The following is an 18,952-nucleotide window of genomic DNA, read 5'->3' on the forward strand; positions in this document are numbered from 1 at the left end:
CTTATTCGAGTCCCAGGATCTGGCGGTTGAACGTACGGTCGCTACCGCTCGCGGCAAAATCGTCGAAGGCGCGTTCGGTGACCTTGATGATGTGGTCGCGGATAAACGGCGCGCCTTCCTTCGCCCCTTGCTGCGAATCCTTGATGCAGCACTCCCACTCGAGCACGGCCCAGCCCGGGTAGTCGTATTGCGCGAGCTTGCTGAAGATCGCGCCGAAATCGATCTGCCCGTCGCCCAGTGAACGGAAGCGGCCCGGGCGATCTATCCAGCCCTGGTAACCACCGTAGACACCCGACCGTCCATTGGGCCGGAACTCGGCATCCTTCACGTGGAAGGCGCGAATGCGGTCGTGGTAGTTGTCGATGAACTGCAGGTAGTCCATCTGCTGCAGCACCATGTGGCTGGGATCGAACAGGATGTTCGCGCGCGGGTGGTGATCGACCGCATCGAGGAAACGCTCGAACGTCGCACCGTCATGCAGGTCTTCACCGGGGTGGAGCTCGTAGCAGACATCCACGCCCGCTTCATCAAAGGCATCGAGGATCGGCTTCCAGCGCTTGCCGAGTTCCGCAAAGGCTTCTTCGACCAGGCCCGCCGGGCGCTGCGGCCAGGGATAGAACAGTTGCCACGCCAGCGCACCGGAGAACGTGGCGTGCGCTGTCAGCCCGAGGTTCTGGCTCGCCTTGGCGGCCAGTTTCAACTGCTCGACCGCCCAGGCCTGGCGTTCCTGCGGGCGTCCGCGCAGCGCGGGCGGCGCGAAACCGTCGAACAGGCGATCGTAGGCAGGATGCGAGGCGACGAGCTGGCCCTGGAGGTGCGTCGACAACTCGGTGACCGCGATGCCGTGCCCGGCGAGCATGCCGGTGAGGTCATCGCAGTACGTCTTGCTCGTTGCCGCCTTTTCCAGATCGAACAGGCGCGGATCGTTGGACGGGATCTGCACGCCAACGAAACCAAGCGACGCCGCCCAGCGGGCGATATCGGACAACGTGTTGAACGGCGCCTCGTCCGATGCGAACTGGGCGAGGAAGATGCCTGGACCCTTGAGTGTCTTCATGTCAGATCTTCAGTTCGGCCTCGACGGCCCAGGCCTTGCCGTTACCGGCCTGGGCCAGCGGGATGTCGGCGTGCCAGGCCGCGGGCACCGGATCGTACTGGAGCACCTGCGTGCAGCCCGGCTGCGACAGGAAGAAGCCGAGCATCGTGAGCTTCTTGGTCATCATGACGAAGTCAGCCGCCGGGGCGGGTTTGCCGCCCTTGGGCACGCCCAGTGCCTCGGTGTGCAGCTTGGTGACCAGCGCCTTTTGCTGGGCGGCATCGAGCTGCAGGAAGGGCTTGCCGCCCGCCTTGTCGAACGCGGCCATGGCGTCGAGGTAACGCTTCTGGTCCGCTTTGGCGTAGACGGCCTTGAACAGCTGATCCATGAACAGCGGGACACCGGCATCCACGGCACCCGGTGTATCGGTGCGCGGAATGACGATATCCGATACCGCACCGACCAGGCTGTACTGGGCAGGATTAAAGAACTCAGGCTTCGCCGTGGGCTTTTGCGATGCGGCGTGCGCATCGAAGACCGCCAGCAGCGAGGGGCCCGCGATGGCACCGACGGCCAGCGCGGACATGCTTTTCAACCATTCGCGACGATTCATGGTGTCGATCCTCAGATATTGCCGCGCTTGAGTTCTTCGACGGCGTAGTTGGCCGCGCGTGCGGTCAGCGCCATGTACGTGAGGGACGGGTTCTGGCAGCCGGACGAGGCCATCGCCGAGCCGTCGGTCACGAAGACGTTCTTGCAGGCGTGCATCTGGTTGAACCCGTTGAGCACCGAGGTCTTCGGATCACGACCCATGCGCGCGGTACCCATCTCGTGGATGCCCGCGCCGACGTTGGCCTTCATGGTGAACGAGTTCACGTCGCGGTAGCCTGCGCCACTCAGCATCTCCATCGCATCCTCGATGATGGCCTTGCCCATCATCTTCTCGTTCTCCTGGTGGGCCGCATCGAAGTTCAGCACGGGCATGCCGTACTTGTCCTTGTGGTTGCGGTCCAGGGTCACGAAGTTCTTGTGGGAGGGCAGCATCTCGCCGAAGCCCATCATCGAGACATACCAGGGGCCCGGCTCTTGCGCAGCCTCTTTGAGCTCGATGCCCAGCGCGTGCTGCTCGACAAGGCGGGTCCAGTCCTGGCGGCCTGCGCCACCCTGGAAGCCGAAGCCACGCAGGTACTTCTGCTTGTCGGTGCCCACGTTCCGGTAACGCGGAATGTAGAAGCCGGTGGGGCGCCGGCCCGAGTAGTAGCGGTCTTCATGGCCTTCGACCATGGCGCGCGCGCCGGTGCCGAACATGTGGTCCATGATGTTATGGCCCAGCTCGCCGCTGTCGTTACCGAAGCCGTTGGGGAACCGGCTCGAGGTGGAGCTCATCAGGATGTGCGCCGTGCCGAACGTCGACGCGCACATGAAGATCACTTTCGCGAAGTACTCGGTCTGGTGCCCGGTCTCCGCATCCAGCACGCGCACGCCGGTGGCCTTGCCCTTGTCGTTGTCGTAGATCAGCTCGTACACGATGGCATTGGTCACCATCGTCATGTTGCCCGTGCGCTCGGCGGAGGGCAGGGTGGACGAGTTGCTGCTGAAATAGCCACCGAACGGACAGCCACGCATGCACAGGTTGCGATACTGGCACGTGCCGCGCTGCGGGCTCTGGTCGTGGCGAAGCGGCGCGGAGAGGTTCGCCGTGCGGCCGATGATGAGCTTGCGGTTGAACTTGCTGTCCAGCTTGCCCTGGAAATCCTTCTCGACGCAGTTCAGGTCCATCGGCGGCAGGAAGTTGCCGTCCGGCAGCTGGGCCAGGTGGTCGTTGTTACCGCTGACGCCAATGAAGTGCTCGACCTTGTCGTACCACGGCGCGATGTCGGCATAGCGGATCGGCCAGTCCACGCCGACGCCTTCCTTACCGTTGGCCTCGAAGTCCATCTCGCTAAGGCGGTAGCTCTGCCGGCCCCACATCAGCGAACGGCCGCCGACATGGTAGCCACGGAACCAGTCGAATGGCTTGGTTTCTTCGTACGGGTTGTCGATATCGTCGACGAACCAGTGCTTGGTGGACTGGGTGATGCCGTAGAACGACGGGCGAGTGTGCTTGGGCCAGCGGGCGAGATCTTCCTGCGTCGGCTCATCGCCGTACGGCAGCTCCCACGGTGCCTTCATGGCCGTCGGGTAATCGAGGTGCTTGACCATGGGGCCGCGCTCGAGCACGAGCGTCTTCAGGCCCTTCTCGGTGAGTTCCTTGGCAGCCCAGCCACCGCTGACGCCGGTACCGACGACGATGGCGTCGAATGTGTTCTTTTCCATGCGTGTTCCTTAGCGAAGCGGGTGCAGGTAATCAAAATCGACGCGGGCGGCTTCCAGCGAGCTCATGCGAGCGAACGGGCCTTCCTGTTCGACGAAGCAATGTTTCAGCCCGGCAGCATCGGCCGCGGCCATGATCGGCTTGTAATCGAGCGTGCCACGGCCCAGCTCGGCGCCCGGGTAGTCCTTGGCGTTGCCGGGGAGGAAATCCTTCGCGTGCATCAGCGGGATACGGCCCGGGTTGGCCTTGAAGTAATCCGTCGGGTTCTTGCCGCCGGCGTGCACCCAGCCGCAGTCGAGTTCGAACTGGACGAGCGCGTGGTCGGTTTCCGCGAGCAGCACGTCATAGAAGGTCTTGCCGCCGCCCACATCCGTGAACTCGGCGTGGTGGTTGTGGTACGCGTACTGCAGGCCGGCGGCCTTGGCTTTCTGGCCCAGTTTGTTCGCGTACTCGGCCGTGCGCTTCGCGTCGTCGAGCGTGTAGGTCGGCTCGCCACTGGCCCCTTTCTCCTTCTGCATGATGCCGGGGAGCATGCTGCTGACGATGAAGTGCGAGCCGAGCGTATGCGCCGCCTTGATGCCCGGCTCGAAGCCCAGGCTATCGAAGTGCATGCTGGGGCAGGCGAGGCCCGCCTGCTTCAACTGGTCGCGCAATGTCTCCGCCGTGCTGGTGACGATGGCCTCGATCTCGGTGTAGCCGATCGACTTCAGCGTCTTGAGCGTGGCGACGGGATCTTTCTGGTACGCGTCGAGCACCATGTAGAGCTGGATGCCCATGCTCTTACCCTTCGATGCGGCGGCGAGGAGCTTTCCCGGCGCGGCGAGGCCAAGCCCTAGCGCGGTGCTACACAGCGCCGAACGCGCAAGGAACTGTCTGCGAGTGATCATGAACGGGGTTCCGAATCAGTGAGTGCCGACGACGGCAGCGGGGGCGGTGGCCTTGCGGTCCTTGAAGAGCAGGACGAAAAGGGCGAAGACGAAGGCGGCGAAGGCGCCGGCGATGACCCAGATGCCGTGCCAGTCATGCGTGCCATCGGCGCGTGTGTAGGTCTGGACCACGATGCCGGATAGCCACGAGCCCACGAACATGCCCAGGCCGTAGGTCAGGAAGGTGATGAGGCCCTGCGTTGCAGCGCGCAGCGCGGGCGGCGCCTCGCGGTCGATGTAGATCTGGCCCACCACGAAGAAGAAATCGAAACAGACGCCGTGCAGGACGATGCCGAGCCAGAGCATCCACATCAGCTCGCCACTACCGCCGAAGGCGAACATGCCGTAACGCACCACCCAGGCCAGCATGCCCACGGCGAGCATCCACTTCACGCCAAGGCGGCGGAAGAACCAGGGAATGAGGAGCATGAAGAACAGCTCCGACATCTGCCCGCCGGTCATCTTGCCGGCGGCATTCACTACACCCACTTCGTTGAGGAACAGGTTGGTGAAGGCGTAGTAGAACTGCAGTGGGATGCAGATCAGGAACGAGGCCAGGGCGAATACCGCCATGGAGCGCTCACGGAGCAGGTGCAGCGATTCCAGCGGCAGCGCATGGCGCAGCTCGAAGCGCGTGTTGCGCGCAAGCGGCGGCGTCGGCGGCAGCGTGAAGCAGTAGCCGGCCATCACGACCGACAGGACGGCCGCAAGGAGCAGCGGGGACGACGTGGCTTCCACGCCCCATGCGCCGACGGCGAGGCCGACCAGGATCCAGCCGATGCTGCCGAACACGCGAATGGCGCCGAACTCTTCCTGCGGCGAGGTGATGTGGCGCATGGCGAGCGAGGCCGTCAGTGCCAGGGTCGGCATGTAACAGAGGCTGTACGCCAGCAGCGGCACGTAAACCATGGTGAAACTGGTCTGTTGCGCGGCCACGGCGAGCAGCACGGCGCCGAGCAGGTGCAGCAGCGTAAGCACGCGGCGCGTATCGAAGAGACGATCGGCCAGCAGTCCGACGAACAACGGCGAAATGATGGCGCCGATGGCGGTGGTGCCCGCGACTGCGCCTATTTCGGTGCCGGTGAAATGCAGCGTCTTGCCGAGCCAGGTGCCGACGGTGACGTACCACGCGCCCCAGATCCCGAATTCAAACAGCATCATTACCCTAAGGCGCCATTTCATCCGCGTTTCCTCGCTGTTCGTTTGGGTTCCAGGGGGTCTTCAACCGTTTGCCACACGCCCCCGGCGGCATGGCTCTTGAGCATCGCGTCGACCAGCAAGCTATTGCGGTAGCCGTCGGCGAACGTAGGCAGCGCCAGCGGTTTCGCTTTCGGCTTGGCACCGCTTCGTATCCACGCGTAGGCGTCGGCGATCACGTTGCGGAATGCATCCGCCCAGGCTTCGGGGTGGCCCGCAGGGAGGTGGGCATAGCCGCGCGCGGCGGGATCAAGAAGTGCCGGATCGCGCGTGAGTACCGTGTTCGCCTTGGCGTGGTGCCCGAGCCACAGTTCATTGGGCTGCTCCTGGCGCCACGCCAGCGAACCTTCACGCCCGTTGACCTCCAGGCGCAGGTCATTCTTGTGGCCCGGCAGCACCTGGCCCACGGTGACGCAGCCGCGCGCGCCGTTATCGAAACGGAGCAGCACGCTGACCAGGTCTTCGCTGGTGATCTTGCGTTTCTTGCCTGCTTTCTTCGCCGCACCGGCGAAGGCCTTTGCCGAGGCATCGGGTGCCTCGCGCTCGGGCACCACGGTGTGCAGGTCGGCGAGCACGGCAGTAATGCGGGCACCCGTCACGTGTTCGGCCAGGTCGCACCAGTGCGAGCCGATGTCGCCCAGCGCCGAGCTGGCACCGCCCAGCTTCGGATCCAGACGCCACGTGTAGGCGCGCTCATCGGTAAGCCAATCCTGCAGGTAGCAACCATGCACGAACACGCTGTTGCCGAGCTTGCCCTTGGCGATCATCGCGCGTGCTTGCTGCACGAGCGGGTAGCCGCGGTAGTTGAACGTCACGACGTGCGCGAGGTTGCCGCTACGTGCGGCCTCGTACAGCTCGCGCGCTTCCTGCACCGTAGCCGCCAGGGGCTTGTCGGAGATGACATGCTTGCCGGCGCGCAGCGCGGCCAGCGAGACCTCGCGGTGCAGATGATTGGGCGTCGTGTTGTGCACGACCTGCACGGCCGGATCGGCCAACAGATCGCGGTAGCTTGCGTACCCCTGCCCGGCGTTCAATTCGCGGGCGCGCTTCCTGGCGGACTCGAGGCTGGAGCCGGCGATGCCGACGATCTCGACATCGCCCAGGCGACGCACGGCATCCAGGTGATGCGCGGCAATGAAGCCGGGGCCGACAAGGCCCATTCCGAGTTTCATGGTCCGGTGTTCCCGGCGCTTGTCGATACCGACTGGCTTGCCATGTTCTTCCCAAAATGTATTCGATTACATCCGCGTGGCTACCGGGGCCAAAGGCCCTTCAGCTGCGTGGAATAGCTTGGTTTCCCCGGGCCACCGGTGGGTGAGGTAGCCTGAACATGCCAAGATATGTATCAGACAGGTAAAGACACCTGCAACGATTTTATGTAATCCATTACATTGCAATGCAGCATAATCGCGGCCTGGTCGGTGGCCGTCGGGCGGAGCATCACGGGCAGGCAGAGGGACGGAAATTGCGTGAGTGACGAGGGATCAAAGCGAAAACGGAAACCGGGCGCAGCGTCGGCCGCCGATGCTGCGGCGCAGCCTGTGCGCGTGCGTACGGTGAAGGAGATCGCCGCCGCGGCAAAAGTTTCAGTCGCAACCGTTTCCCGTGCGCTGCAACGCCCGGAGATGGTGAGCGAGGAAACCCGCCAGCGCATCCAGGAAGTGGTCAAACGCCTCGGCTACACACCCAACGCGCTGGCGCGCAATCTGCGCACCGCGCGCACGCGGCTGATCATCGCCCTGTTGCCGGACATCACCAACCCGTTCTTCTCGGAAGTGATCCGCGGTATCGAGCAGGTGGCGTTCGAGAAGGGGTACTCGGTGCTCCTGGGCGAAACGCAGAGCAACCTGGTGCGCGAGCAGACGTATGCCGACATGGTCGCGGCCCGGCAAGCCGACGGCATCATCACCATGTTCCATCGCGTGCCGGCCATTCCCATGGAAGGCCGCCTGCCCCTCGTCAACGCGTGCGAGTACGTCAAGGACAGCGCGATATCGAGCGTGTATGTCGATAACGTCGCCGCGGCCGCCACGGCCGTGGAGTATCTCGTGACCCTGGGGCACCGCGATATCGCCTTCATCGCCGGGCCCGCGTCGAGTCCCATCTGCGTCGACCGCGAGCAGGGTTATCATCTCGCGTTAAAGCGCGCGAAGATTGCGCCGAATCCCGCTCTCACAGCGGTGGGCGATTTCTCGATCGAAGCCGGCGAACGTGCTGTCGAGATGTTCCTTGCGCAAGGCCAGTCGTTCAGCGCGCTGTTCTGCGCCAATGATGAAATGGCCATTGGCGCGATGCGCGCCCTGATCTCGCATGGGCTGCGCATCCCGGAGGATGTCTCCGTCGTGGGCTTCGACGACATCCGTTACTCGCGCTACACCTCGCCACCGCTGACCACGGTATCGCAGCCAAAGAACGCGCTGGGCCGTGAGGCCATGACCATGCTGATCGAGCTACTCAACGAGCCCGAGGTGCCAACGCGGAAGCGGGTGTTGTCCGCTGAGCTGGTCGTGCGCGGGTCGACCGGACCGTGCCCGCGTTAGCCGAGGGCGCGTCGCTTCAGGGCGCGCGCTTCCCGCCCGCGCGAAGCGGATCCAGCAAGCCCTTCAACCCGTTGTGGTCGAGCTCCAGGGCCAGTGCGAGCAGGGTACCCAACTGCCCCGGCGGGAAGCCCTTGCGGGCATACCAGGCCAGGTATGCGCCGGGCAGGTCGGCAATGAGACGCCCCTTGTACTTGCCATAGGGCATGGGGAGCGTCACGAGGGTTTTGAGGTCTTCGGGTTTCAGGGGATGGCTCCATGGGCGTCATTCCGGCGATCCGGCTTATCCCCTACGTGCGGTCTCGATTGAGCTGCCACGCAGCGTAGGCTTCGTCGATCGCCCGAGTGGATGCCAGCCGGACCTTTGGCAGAGACAGCGCATCGTACATGGTCGCATAGCGCGTACGGTTGGCCGGTGTCGCCACGATGATGTGCCGAAGCATATCCATGTGAATACGTTCGGGCGCGCCCTCGAGACCGCCAACGCGCCGGCGATCGAACAGAGTTCGATAGAGGTAGCGGCCCAGGCTCGTCAATGTGGATACATCGAGGAGGATCAACCCTGTGGCGCGCGCCAACCGTTGCGGCATACAGGACGAGTAATTCCCGTCGATCACCCAGTCATTCTCCTTGATCGCCGCGTCATGGAGGGCATGGAATGCGTCGCGAAGACGTGGCTTCCATGCCGTGTGGGGCAGGTGATGCAATTGATCCAAGTGGATGACACGCGAGCCCATGCGCCTGCCAATTGCATCAGCAAGCGTCGACTTGCCGCTGTTCGATGGGCCGAGGATACAGATCCGACGGCCCAGCTCACCTAGAGGACGAAGATCAGTCACGGCATGCGGCCTTTCTTGATCAGCGCGATCATGCCGTGACCTGGGTTAGAGCGTCCAGCCTGCCCGATAATCGCGGCGCAGGAACTGGTTGGCCTCCGGGATGTTCGTGACCCGCATGTTCTGCGCGTCGTATTCGATCCGGTGGCCTGCGCGCAGCGCGACGATCCCGAGCAGCATCACTTCCGTGAGCTGGGCGGCGTATTCGAACGGCGAGGTCGTCTTGCCCTTCCCCTTGCAGGCATCCACCCAGTTCATTTCGTGCGAGGTCGTGATGCGCGTGTATTTCTGGGGCGGCGTGCCCACCGACTCCTGCAACGACTGCGGCAGCAGGCGCGGATTATCACCGTAGGTTTCGTGGACCAGCTTGCCCTTGGAGCCCACGTAGAGCGTGCCGCCGTCGTGCATCTGGCCCGCACCCAGCGCCTCCAGGTCCGGTGGCAGCAGGTTGCCGTCGTACCAGGTGAGCCGCACCGGCGGCTTGTCGCCACGGGCGGGGAAGTCGTAGTACGTCATGGTGCCCGTGGGGTACGAGGCGTTGTTGAACGGCGTCGAGACCGTCTCAATGGAGGTCGGGAAGCCGAGGTCGAGCGACCAGAACGGCGAATCGATCAGATGGGCGCCCATGTCGCCGAGCGCGCCCATGCCCCAGTCGACCCAACCGCGCCAGTTGAACGGGTGATAGAGCGGGTGGTACTCGATCTCGGGGCCAGGGCCGAGGAAAAGATCCCACTCGAGCCCCTGCGGCTTCGGATAGTTACCAGCCATGGCGTTGGCAAGCCGCGCATTCACCGCGTCCATGTCCCAGCTGGTGGCCGACGGCGCCGGCACGGTCTGCGGGCGTGGCACGCCCTGCGGCCAATAGCCCAGCGGGCGGTTGGTCCAGGCGTGCACCTCGCGCACTTCACCAATGGCGCCCGCATCGATGTACTCGCGGATCAGGCGCGTGTCGTCGGTCGAATGGCCCTGGTTGCCCATCTGCGTGGCGAGCTTCGGGTTTTCCCGTGCCTTTCGCGCCATTTCACGGGCTTCGAAGACCGACCACGTCAGCGGCTTCTGCACATACACGTGCTTGCCAAGGGCCATCGCCGCGCTGGCGATCGTCGCGTGCAGGTGATCGGGCGTGGCGATGACCACCGCATCGATGTCCTTCCGCTCCTCGAGCATCCGGCGGAAATCGGTGTAGCGCTTGATCGAGTCGTACTTCTTCGCCAGCTGCTTCGTGAGCGCGATCTGCTGCTGGATCTCGAGGCGCTTCTTCGCGGTGGTTGCCTTGTCCAGGCGCGCCTGCGCATTCGCCACGCCATCGAACATCTTGCGGAAGTTTCGGTCGGTATAGCCCCAGTCCACGTCGCACAGGGCGACGATATTTTCGCTGGCGAGGGCGCGGATGTTGTTGCCGCCCATACCGCCGACGCCCACGCCGGCGATATTGAGGCGATCGCTGGGGGCCGTGTGGCCCACCCCGCCCAGCACATGGCGGGGGACGATCAGCAAGCCGGTGGCGGCAATGGCCGAGCCGGCAAGGAAGTTGCGGCGGGAGAGTTTGATGTTCCCCAGGGTGTCGCCGGGTGCCTCCCCAGTGACGGTGGCCTGCTTCTCGTTCTCGAGCTTCGATTTGTCCGACATATGCGCTGCGATCTCCGTTTGGCTATCAGGAAGCGGTCGGGACGAAGCCCGAGCCCAGGAAGGCAGCTGGAGTTCATATCGCATATCGTTCGGAGATTCAATCGATCTAATCGCAGGGGAAACGATCGACTCGATGATGCGGTGCGACATTTCCTCCGCACACACGCGAAACGGCAAGCGCCAGAAGGCGGTGCGATAGTTACGACCGCCGCATCAATCCTGCGGACTGGTGCAGGCTGCGTAACGGGCGCCTTCGACCTGCGTGATCTCGCCACGGCCTTCGACGGTGACACTGCCCGTGTAGTGCTTGGCACTATCGAAATCGACATGGGCCGACGCCGCCGACGCCCCCTTGCAGGTGAGCGTCCACGCCAGCGAGGTGCTGCGTCGTTGCTGGTCCGTGGCAGTGCACTCGCCCTCGGCAGGCGTCCACGCGGCGAACGTGGTCCACGGATCGGCACCTTCATCCACGCAGTGCCAATGCACCTCCGGTGCACCCGCCTTACCGTTGGTCACGTGCCGGACCAGGATCTTCCACAGCCCGGGCATGGCGCCGAAGTCACCGGGATCGGCTTGGACAGGTGTGGCAGCACTCATGGCAAATGCACAGGTGGCCGCGGCAAGCGGGGCCAGCAGCAAACGCTTCATCATCATTTGACTCCTTGCAACACGAAAACCCTGCCCGCATTCGCGGGCAGGGTCGGTATCGAGTGAACCGTGAGTGATCAGTCAGCGATCGCGGTGGTATCGCTGACATCCTTCCTGGTGAAGTTGAACATGTCCATGAGGTTGCCGATGGCCGGCGCGTTCACCGGTACATACGGGTTCTCCCTGAACGACACCGGGTTAGGCAGGTTGTCGCGGCTGCGGGGAGAGATCTGATCCTTCAGGTTCCAGTTGGCTTCGACGAATTTGTCGAACGAGACATGGTCGTAGTACGTGTGAACGACCTTGCCGCCGAGGGAGAACTTCGACACGACCAGCAGCGGGATGCGTGTACCGTCGCCGAAGAAGTCGATCGGTTGGATGTAGCCCGAATCGTAATAGCCACCGCCTTCATCGAAGGTCACCATGATCACGGTGTCGTCCCACACCTTCGGGTTGGCTTCGGCCATCTCGACGATCTTGCGCACGTAGCCTTCGAACAGATCCAGCTTCGACGAGGCCGGATGGCCATCGAGGATGCCGTCCGGCTTGGCGATGGAAACGGCCGGCAACGTGTTGTTCTGGATGTCGCTGTACAGGTCGTTGATGTCCTGGTTCTTGGCACGCAGTTCCGGGTTGGTCATGACCTGGGTGGAGTACAGGAACGGGTCGCAGATGTTGCAGAAGGTGCCGGCCTCGCCGTCTTCCTTGCCGCCACCGAAGCCTTCGCCGTAGTACTTCCAGGAAACGTTGTGCTTCTCCAGCAGCAGCGCCAGGTTCTCCTGCGTGGTCGGCGGGATCGTGAACTGATCAGCGCCCAGCGGGGCCGGGGTGCCGTCGCCCATGTAGCCTGGGTTGTAGTTGTTCACCAGGTAGTAGGCCTTGGGCTTGCAGTCCGTGCCCTTGAATGACAGGTACGGCAGCGAGCGCAGGTAGTTCTTGATCTGCTTCACGCCCGGCTGGCTTTCGTCAGCGCACTCGACGTACGAACCACCGCCGTAACCGTCCTGCACCCACCAGTTGTTGGTACCGAACTGCGAGTCGGGGTTCTCTATCTGGTTTTCCGGCGGGGTGGCCGGGTTGCCGTTGGCATCGGCGTAGTAGATCAAGGTGCCGTAGCCCAGCATGATGTGGTTGGCACCCGTGCCACCCATCACTGACTGGTGGAAGTTATCGCTCAGCGCATACTTCTGGGCCAGCTTCTTGAAGTACGGCGCATCGCCCTGGGCCATGTTCAGGAACTGCATGGCGGTCGCGCCTTCACCGGTGGTCTGGTCGTTGAAGTTCGCCGGCAGCGGCGCGCCGTTGTTGCCCGCGCCCATGGTGGTTTCGACCCAGGGGAACAGGTCGTTGCGGCAACCGCTGGGGTTGGCGGCGGTGGCTGCCTTGGTGTCGCAATCGAGCTGCTGCCACATCTGGAAGAAGCGGTGCACGGGGCTGTTGGCGTATGCGTCGTAGCTGATCGATGCGTGCATATCCACTGGCGCGTTCGCGAGCTTGGCCGGGAAACGGGTATCGACCACGCCGTTGGGCAAACCCGTGCCACCGGCAGCAAGCATGTCGTAGGTGCCATCGGGCAGTGCCGGTTCAAGCGCCTGCGCCTGTGCTGCCGAAGCGAAGGGTGCCGCGGTGGGTGCGCCACCGGTGTTCATCTGCGGAAGCGTCTTGTACTTGCCAGCCTTCTTGGGCGACATGTCGAACTTGCCGGTGCTCGAAGCCATGAACTGCGTGGCAAGGTCCACGTTCGGACCCGGCGTGCCGTCGGCATTGACGATGCCCTTGGACAGCAGGTTGTCCACCGATTGGCCCTTCGGCGCGGTGTAGGTGCCAAACACGTGGTCGAACGTGCGGTTCTCGCCGATCAGCAGGATCACGTGCTTGATCGGGGTGACCGTATTGTCGCTGTTGTCCTGGCCGCGGGGCGGCTTGTGCAGCACAACCACGCCGCCGGGAAGGCCTGCCTGGTTCTTGAAGGGAGCCACGGGCACATTCTGGCGAAACTGTGCATCGTGATCGGGCGGAGTGGTGTCCTGGGCGCTGACAATGCCGGCAAGGCCGACGGAAAGCGCACCAAGCAACAGCGGCGAAAGCCGCGTGCGGCGCAACCAAGTAACCATGTGCGAATTTCTCCCTACTGGAAGTCTTCCCCCTGATGCGTATCGACGAAGGTTTTGGTTGGCCCGTCGACCGGCGTGAGCATCTGCCCCGCATGTGACGAATCGTTGGCATGGTGGCGACAATGCGCGAGAGCGTGATGACGCTAACGTGTCAACGCAAGATCTTGCGAACAATCGTTTTTTCAGACGAGTTCGTAGGGGCGCATCATTTCGTTGTCTTCGTGCTCTAGGTAATGGCAGTGCCAGACGTATTTGCCTGGCTCACCGTCGAAGCGCGTGATGATGCGCGTGACCATGCCGGGGTCGCAGCGCACGGTGTCTTTCCAACCGGCTTCATGCGCGGCCGGTGGTATCGATGGTCCGGTGAACTTCAGTTCCTTGCGTGCGTTCCACGCGTAGAGATCGAACGGGCGACGCTCGAGTACCTGGAAGCGCACAAGGTGCAGATGGATGGGGTGCGCGTCGCCGGTCACGTTGACGAACGTCCATGTTTCGACCGTGCCCTTTTTGGGCTTCTCGCTGATGGGATCGCTCCACATCTTTCCATCGAGCAGCATCGTCATTGGGTTGCCGCCCGAATCGTCCTGTTCACCTAGTGCGAGTACGCGGTCCTGCACTGCGGTGGATAACTCGATGCGCTTTATCGGGCGCAATGTGGCCGGGACCACCGAGGAGTCGTTGCGACCCTTGGCGCGCACACGGAACTCCACGATGCCGTCGGCCTGGTGGCGTAGCTGCACCGACTTGCCCGCATAAGCACTGAAGTCGACGACCACCTCGGCTCGCTCGGCCGGGTAGAGTTCGATGTTCATGCGATCGGTGGGCGCTATCAAGAGGCCTTGGTCGCTGCCGATCTGTTGGAACGGTTTGCCATGTGACAGCGACAGGTTGAAGAAGCTGGTATTGGCTGCGTTGATCAGCCGGAAGCGGTACCGGCGCGGCTCCACGTCGAGATATGGATACAGCTTGCCGTTGCAAAGCACGGCGTCGCCGCGGCATTCGGACACCCATGGCGCCTCGGGATCGTCGGACACTGGGTAATAAAGCTTGCCGCTCTTGGCGAGCAGGCGGTCATACAGCATCAACGGAATGTCGAACTCGCCTGAGGGCAGCCCCAGGGCTTGCTCGTCGTCATCGTGCACATGGAAGCTGCCGAACAGGCCCGCATAGATGTTCAGCCGGGTGATGCCCATGGCGTGGTCGTGGTACCACAAGGTGGTGGCGTCCTGGTCACCCGGGTAAAGGGCAGTCAGCGATTTGCCCGGCACGTACCAGTCTTCCGGCCAGCCGTCGTTCGGCGCGGAGACGCGTGCACCGTGCACGTGGGTGATAGTGCGAACCTCGGGTTTGGACTTCTCCGCGCCGTGAACACCGTGATCGATCGGCAGGAAATGCCGGGTGGGAAGTTCGTTGGCCCATTCCACCAGAACCGGCTCGCCACGGCGCGTCACGATCGTGGGGCCGGGTGTGGAACCAGCGTAGCCCCATTGCGGTGTCGGCGGCAGATCCCGGTGCACCCTGGCACTGAAGGCTTGCATGGGCATGCGGTAGAACGGCAACTCCCGGCTTCCGAAGGCGGCGTGAGTACGCTTGCCGGTGGGCACGGCGATCGGCGGCACTGGCAGGGCATCCACGAACTTCGCCATGGTCACCGGGTTCACCAGCGGCACGTTCGGCGCGGCCAGGGCCGGCATGGCCATCCGTTGCTTCATGGGCATGGCCATGGGCATTTCCATCGCCTGGGCCACGCGCAAGGTATCGACGAAGACGCATGCGCCGGCGAATCCGCCGGCAACGCCCAGGAAACGGCGTCGGGAACTGTCCATGGGTAGTCATCGCTCGTTGTCTGTCGAGCAATCCAACGTAGGTCAGGTGAATGACAAGGAGATTTCAATCCAGGTCGCAGCGAATCCCGAGCTCCTGACCCTGATAGAGATTGGATTTAATTGAGCCAGCTGTAACTATCGAATGCGGCAGGCTGTAGGATGGTGTCGGCGGCGTTCACGAATCATTGCCACAGATGAGTGATCGACCCGTTCGCAAGACGCGGCAGCACAGCATCATCCCCGGAGAAACGGAGCAACCATTCTTGTGAAAACGTGGCCGCGCGTGTCCAGCGTCGTGAAAGCATGGTTCGCTATAACCGCCATTGGTATCGGCACACTTGTCTGCTTCCTTCGTCAGGGGCCGCCCGATGAAGAGATGATGTTTCGAGGTTTTGAGGGACAAGTGTTGCTGGCGACGATGATGGTAGGAATCCCATCCATGGCAGGCCTTCTGATGTTCATGCTTTTCGGCGCGCTGGCGAAGCGGTACCTGTTGCGCTGAGATCTGTGGTGTCGGCAAGGCATCGTCTGGCGGAATACCGTGACGGCGTGCACGATCACATCATGTCACCCTGTTGCCGTGAGACGACACGCCAGCCGGCCGTCGTGTGGGTCATACGCAATGTTGAGCTTTGGCCGCCGATGCCGCTCACCTGGCCGTAGGTGACGTCGTAATCGCCATCGGGCCTGGGTAAAGGCTGGCCGATGGTCAGCCACGCGAGATGGCGGGTATCGGGTGCCTTGCCGGCGGGTACGAAGGCCACGCCGTCGACGTGGATGCTGTCGAAAAACGAGGCGGCCGGAACAACACGTTCGTCGTTCGTATCCTTGAGTGCCAGGTAGATGGTTCGCGGGCCCGATGGCATGTGCTCGGGCGGCTGCGCGTAGCGGATGACGGCCCGCCACAGGTCTTCGATGTCGGGCGCTGGGTTGCGTCTACCCTCTTCCTGCCGGGCGTACGATGCCTTTGCCAGGTCGAGGCTGAGCTTCGCGCTTCCCCTACCCAGGCACTCGGTCTCGTTGGGGCGGTGCGCACAGACCTTGCCTGTCGTTTCGTCGAGCGTCCCGATGAAAGGTGTGCCATTTACGGGGATGAACGTGACCGACCAACTCTGGGTCGCGACATCGTAGGTGGCCGGCGTGGCATTGAGCATGCTGTCGCCGGAGACCTGATCCACGGCTTCCATCATGAGCGAGGGCACGAGGCCTTTGCGAAGCCACGGTGGCGGGGCTTCCCGGGCGTGAAGCATGGGGGCGGTGAGGAGCATGGCGGCCACCGTAGCGTGGGCCAGGGCTTTAAGCGGAAGGGCTTTGGTTGGCATCACGCGAGTCCTTGTGCTGAACTTAAAGGTCTTGCGGCAACTGGCACAGTTGTAGTGTGTGCTGTCCATGAGCAGATGGGGCGCTACGCTCTCCATGTGACACGCGTCCCCAAGGTCCGATAGTGGCAGCGGCGCCGGCTGCACGGTGCCGGGTGCTACGCGAGCTAGCTCGTGGCCCGGCGTGGGCGCATTAAACCGCGAGTTTCCTCTGCGGCGCCAGTCGTGTCACGCCGGACGGGTTTATGACGATATAGCGACTTAATCCGTCGCCTAAGGAGATGTAGGCGCGTTCGGCGCGTTGGCTGTGATGTTCACCGTCACCGGGATGTCCAGGTAACTGCCCGGTAGCCAGCTGAGGGTCAACGGTGCGCTGGCATCGGCGACGGTTTCATCGCTGACCGGCTTGCCGCTGCCCATGTTGATCGAGGACCCGGGGTCCTTGACCACGGAGACCACCACGACCAGACGACTACCTGGCTCGAACAGGCGACTGGTTGTCCGTCCATTGGTGAACGTCAGCGTGGTCGGCTTGCCAGGGGTCAGCAGTTGACGGCGCGAACGGTCGCCGATGTAACTGGCACGGGCGAGGTAGGACGACAGCGCGAAGTACGTGCCGTCGGCTTTCTTCTCGTAAAGCTGGATCGCCACATCGAAGTCCCGCTTGTTGGTGACCACCTGCAGCGAGCCGCTGAACAGGCCACTGATCTCGGTGCCCGGCGCCAGCGGCTCGCTGGTGAAGACCAGGCCGTTGCGATCGTCGATCGCCGGGGCGGGCGCATCGTCGGCAGGGAGGTCGTCGCGTTTGGCCAGGTCGACGGTCAGCGGGGATGGTTGTTTCGATGGCTGGTCGGCGAGGGAAAGCGTCTTTCCGTCATTGGCGAGGTAAAAGCGGCGATGGCCGGCGGACATGGCCTCGACGGTGGGTGCGTGCTTCCACACATTGGCGCCCATCACCTCGTAGTTGATCCTGTCGGTGAGCAGCGCGGGCTTCGGTGCACCGCGGAATACGTAATCGAACCACTGGTAGCGGATATCCCGGCTGATGTCCTGCTTCGCCACCGGATCGATGGCATAGCCACGAACCACCGGCGACGCCCGCCGCTGGGCGCCCACGTGATCCCACGGACCGATCAACAGGTAGTGTTCGGCTTTCGGGTTATACCGGTGGTGTTCGCGCACGTAGTACAGCGCGCCGATCTGGCCGCCGTCGAAATAGCCCGTCGTGGTCAGCACAGGGATGTCGATGTCGGCGAACTCACGGCCGTACGGAATCATTGCCTGCCAGTAGGCGTCGTACGAAGGGTGGTCGAGCCAGCGCTGGAAGATCGGATTGGGCACGCCGTTCAAGGCATCCAGTTCACGAAACGCGCGGCCGCTCTGGTACCAGCGGCGGTAGAGATCGTTCCAGTGTTTGTGGTCGCCATAGTGGGCTTCGTCCAGATCCTTGCCGCTGGTCGTGTAGGGCACCCAGGAGTACACGAAATCCCACGACACGTTCCCTTCCATCGGAACGTCGATACCCGGTGCCACCGTGACCGACGGCATCAGCGCGCGCAGCGCCTTCGGCCGGTGCTTCGCCGCCGCCCACTGAGTGAACCCGTTATAGCTGCCGCCGTACATGCCGACCCGACCGTCGCTCCAGGGCTGCTTCGCGATCCAGTCAATCACCGCGTCGGCGTCCACCCCGTCGTATTCGTAGGGCGTGGCGCGATCGGGGCTGAGGCCCTTGCCGCGCGAATAGCCGACCACTGCCGCATAGCCGTGTGCGGCGGTGAGACGCAGCTCGGTCGTCGACCGCCAGTCATTGGCGTAGATGGTGAAGCCGAGCAACGTCGGCAGTCGTGCGCCGCGCTTCTTCGGCAGCATGAACATGGCCTCGACCTGAGCGCCGTCGGGCGTCTTCACCAGCACCGGCGCGTGCAGTTCGTAGCGGCGGGCATCGTCCTCGGCGATCAGCGCGTCGGTGAACGGACGGTAGGCGGTGTAGGACTCGGCAAGTTCATAGGCTTTGAGCAACGCTACCGCGTGCGCGAGGTCGATGGACGTCTTGCCGCTCTGGGCGTCGCGCAATCGAGTGTAGTCAGTGCGCAGCGCCTCGGGTTGCGGTCCGTAAGGTTCCAGAGCCGAGCCGAAGCCGGCGATGACCTGCGACGCCAGCACATCGTCCCACCTGGCGGACAGGTCGCGGAAGGCGCGGGCGAAGGCGTCGCCGAAGCTCAGGTGCTCGGTGGCCTCGAGCCGCCTGGCTCGCGCGTAGAGCTGGAAGCGGATCGCCGGCGCCGCGTCGAGAGGCCTGGGCCCGGCCAGCCTGCGCGCGATCAGCTGGGCGAGGGTGCCCTCGGCGTCGCCGTAGCGACCGGCGGCCAGCTGCAACTGGGCGAGCGTGTCGAGCTGCGTATCCGGGTCGTCGTCGTGCCGGGCCGCGATGGCCTGGGTCGCCAGGTCACGCTCGGCACCGCCGGTAGCGTCCGGACGCCAGGCCAGGGCGGGCGGCGGTGCGGCCCACGCTGGGAGGCTGGATAAGGCGAGCATGACGCTGAGCAGCAACACCTTACGCATGAGGAGCT

General features: G+C 63.6%; 16 protein-coding genes. 2 read left to right on the plus strand and 14 right to left on the minus strand.

What is annotated here, in order from left to right:
* Nucleotide 1 precedes the first annotated feature (1 nt).
* From L2Y97_RS01125 to L2Y97_RS01150, 6 genes are read right to left on the minus strand one after another with little or no spacing between them, the layout of a single operon-like run.
* The gene (locus L2Y97_RS01125; RefSeq protein WP_247431866.1) at nucleotides 2-1,057 is read right to left on the minus strand and encodes a sugar phosphate isomerase/epimerase family protein; all 1,056 of its coding nucleotides are present in this window, start codon (nucleotides 1,055-1,057) and stop codon (nucleotides 2-4) included.
* A gap of 1 nt (nucleotide 1,058) precedes the next feature.
* Nucleotides 1,059-1,649, minus strand: coding sequence for a gluconate 2-dehydrogenase subunit 3 family protein (locus L2Y97_RS01130; protein ID WP_247431869.1), 591 nt, complete (start codon nucleotides 1,647-1,649; stop codon nucleotides 1,059-1,061).
* 11 nt (nucleotides 1,650-1,660) lie between these two features.
* Nucleotides 1,661-3,352 carry a GMC oxidoreductase gene (locus L2Y97_RS01135; protein ID WP_247431872.1) on the minus strand — a complete coding sequence of 564 codons (1,692 nt, stop codon included), beginning with the start codon at nucleotides 3,350-3,352 and terminating at the stop codon, nucleotides 1,661-1,663.
* 9 nt (nucleotides 3,353-3,361) lie between these two features.
* The gene (locus L2Y97_RS01140) at nucleotides 3,362-4,237 is read right to left on the minus strand and encodes a sugar phosphate isomerase/epimerase family protein (RefSeq protein ID WP_247431874.1); all 876 of its coding nucleotides are present in this window, start codon (nucleotides 4,235-4,237) and stop codon (nucleotides 3,362-3,364) included.
* 15 nt (nucleotides 4,238-4,252) lie between these two features.
* Nucleotides 4,253-5,458, minus strand: coding sequence for a nucleoside permease (locus L2Y97_RS01145; protein ID WP_247431876.1), 1,206 nt, complete (start codon nucleotides 5,456-5,458; stop codon nucleotides 4,253-4,255).
* Nucleotides 5,455-6,645, minus strand: a complete 1,191-nt coding sequence (locus tag L2Y97_RS01150) for a Gfo/Idh/MocA family protein (protein ID WP_247431879.1) — start codon at nucleotides 6,643-6,645, stop codon at nucleotides 5,455-5,457. The genes L2Y97_RS01145 and L2Y97_RS01150 overlap by 4 nt, the downstream gene beginning before the upstream one ends.
* 297 nt (nucleotides 6,646-6,942) lie before the next feature.
* Between L2Y97_RS01150 and L2Y97_RS01155 the strand changes: the two genes are divergently transcribed.
* Nucleotides 6,943-8,013, plus strand: a complete 1,071-nt coding sequence (locus L2Y97_RS01155) for a LacI family DNA-binding transcriptional regulator (protein ID WP_247431882.1) — start codon at nucleotides 6,943-6,945, stop codon at nucleotides 8,011-8,013.
* A 16-nt stretch (nucleotides 8,014-8,029) separates the two neighbouring features.
* On the opposite strand, the gene L2Y97_RS01160 is transcribed toward L2Y97_RS01155, so the two are convergent.
* The 6 genes from L2Y97_RS01160 to L2Y97_RS01185 form a co-directional block, all read right to left on the minus strand.
* Nucleotides 8,030-8,257, minus strand: coding sequence for a DUF3820 family protein (locus L2Y97_RS01160; RefSeq protein WP_247436968.1), 228 nt, complete (start codon nucleotides 8,255-8,257; stop codon nucleotides 8,030-8,032).
* Nucleotides 8,258-8,300: 43 nt separating this feature from the next.
* A complete protein-coding gene (locus tag L2Y97_RS01165; protein WP_247431885.1) occupies nucleotides 8,301-8,849 on the minus strand; it encodes a P-loop NTPase family protein in 549 nt (182 codons plus the stop codon).
* 45 nt (nucleotides 8,850-8,894) lie between these two features.
* Entirely contained in the window at nucleotides 8,895-10,475 is a 1,581-nt protein-coding gene (locus L2Y97_RS01170; protein ID WP_247431888.1) for a Gfo/Idh/MocA family protein, read from the minus strand.
* A 213-nt stretch (nucleotides 10,476-10,688) separates the two neighbouring features.
* Entirely contained in the window at nucleotides 10,689-11,129 is a 441-nt protein-coding gene (locus L2Y97_RS01175; protein WP_247431891.1) for a DUF3617 domain-containing protein, read from the minus strand.
* 71 nt (nucleotides 11,130-11,200) lie between these two features.
* Complete coding sequence (locus L2Y97_RS01180) at nucleotides 11,201-13,237, minus strand: alkaline phosphatase family protein (RefSeq protein WP_247431893.1); 2,037 nt, start codon at nucleotides 13,235-13,237, stop codon at nucleotides 11,201-11,203.
* A 182-nt stretch (nucleotides 13,238-13,419) separates the two neighbouring features.
* Nucleotides 13,420-15,063 carry a multicopper oxidase family protein gene (locus tag L2Y97_RS01185; RefSeq protein WP_247431895.1) on the minus strand — a complete coding sequence of 548 codons (1,644 nt, stop codon included), beginning with the start codon at nucleotides 15,061-15,063 and terminating at the stop codon, nucleotides 13,420-13,422.
* A 283-nt stretch (nucleotides 15,064-15,346) separates the two neighbouring features.
* Here L2Y97_RS01185 and L2Y97_RS01190 point away from each other — a divergent pair, with 283 nt between their 5' ends.
* Nucleotides 15,347-15,565 (plus strand): hypothetical protein, encoded by a 219-nt coding sequence (locus L2Y97_RS01190; protein WP_247431898.1) that lies wholly within the window; start codon nucleotides 15,347-15,349, stop codon nucleotides 15,563-15,565.
* Between the two features lie 55 nt (nucleotides 15,566-15,620).
* Here the strand turns inward: L2Y97_RS01190 and L2Y97_RS01195 are convergent, their stop codons facing one another.
* Complete coding sequence (locus tag L2Y97_RS01195; RefSeq protein ID WP_247431900.1) at nucleotides 15,621-16,385, minus strand: hypothetical protein; 765 nt, start codon at nucleotides 16,383-16,385, stop codon at nucleotides 15,621-15,623.
* Between the two features lie 270 nt (nucleotides 16,386-16,655).
* Nucleotides 16,656-18,944: a CocE/NonD family hydrolase gene (locus L2Y97_RS01200; RefSeq protein ID WP_247431902.1), complete on the minus strand. Its 2,289-nt coding sequence runs from the start codon at nucleotides 18,942-18,944 to the stop codon at nucleotides 16,656-16,658.
* Nucleotides 18,945-18,952: the final 8 nt, after the last annotated feature.

The sequence above is a fragment of the Luteibacter aegosomatissinici genome (genome assembly GCF_023078495.1).
Classification (GTDB): domain Bacteria; phylum Pseudomonadota; class Gammaproteobacteria; order Xanthomonadales; family Rhodanobacteraceae; genus Luteibacter; species Luteibacter aegosomatissinici.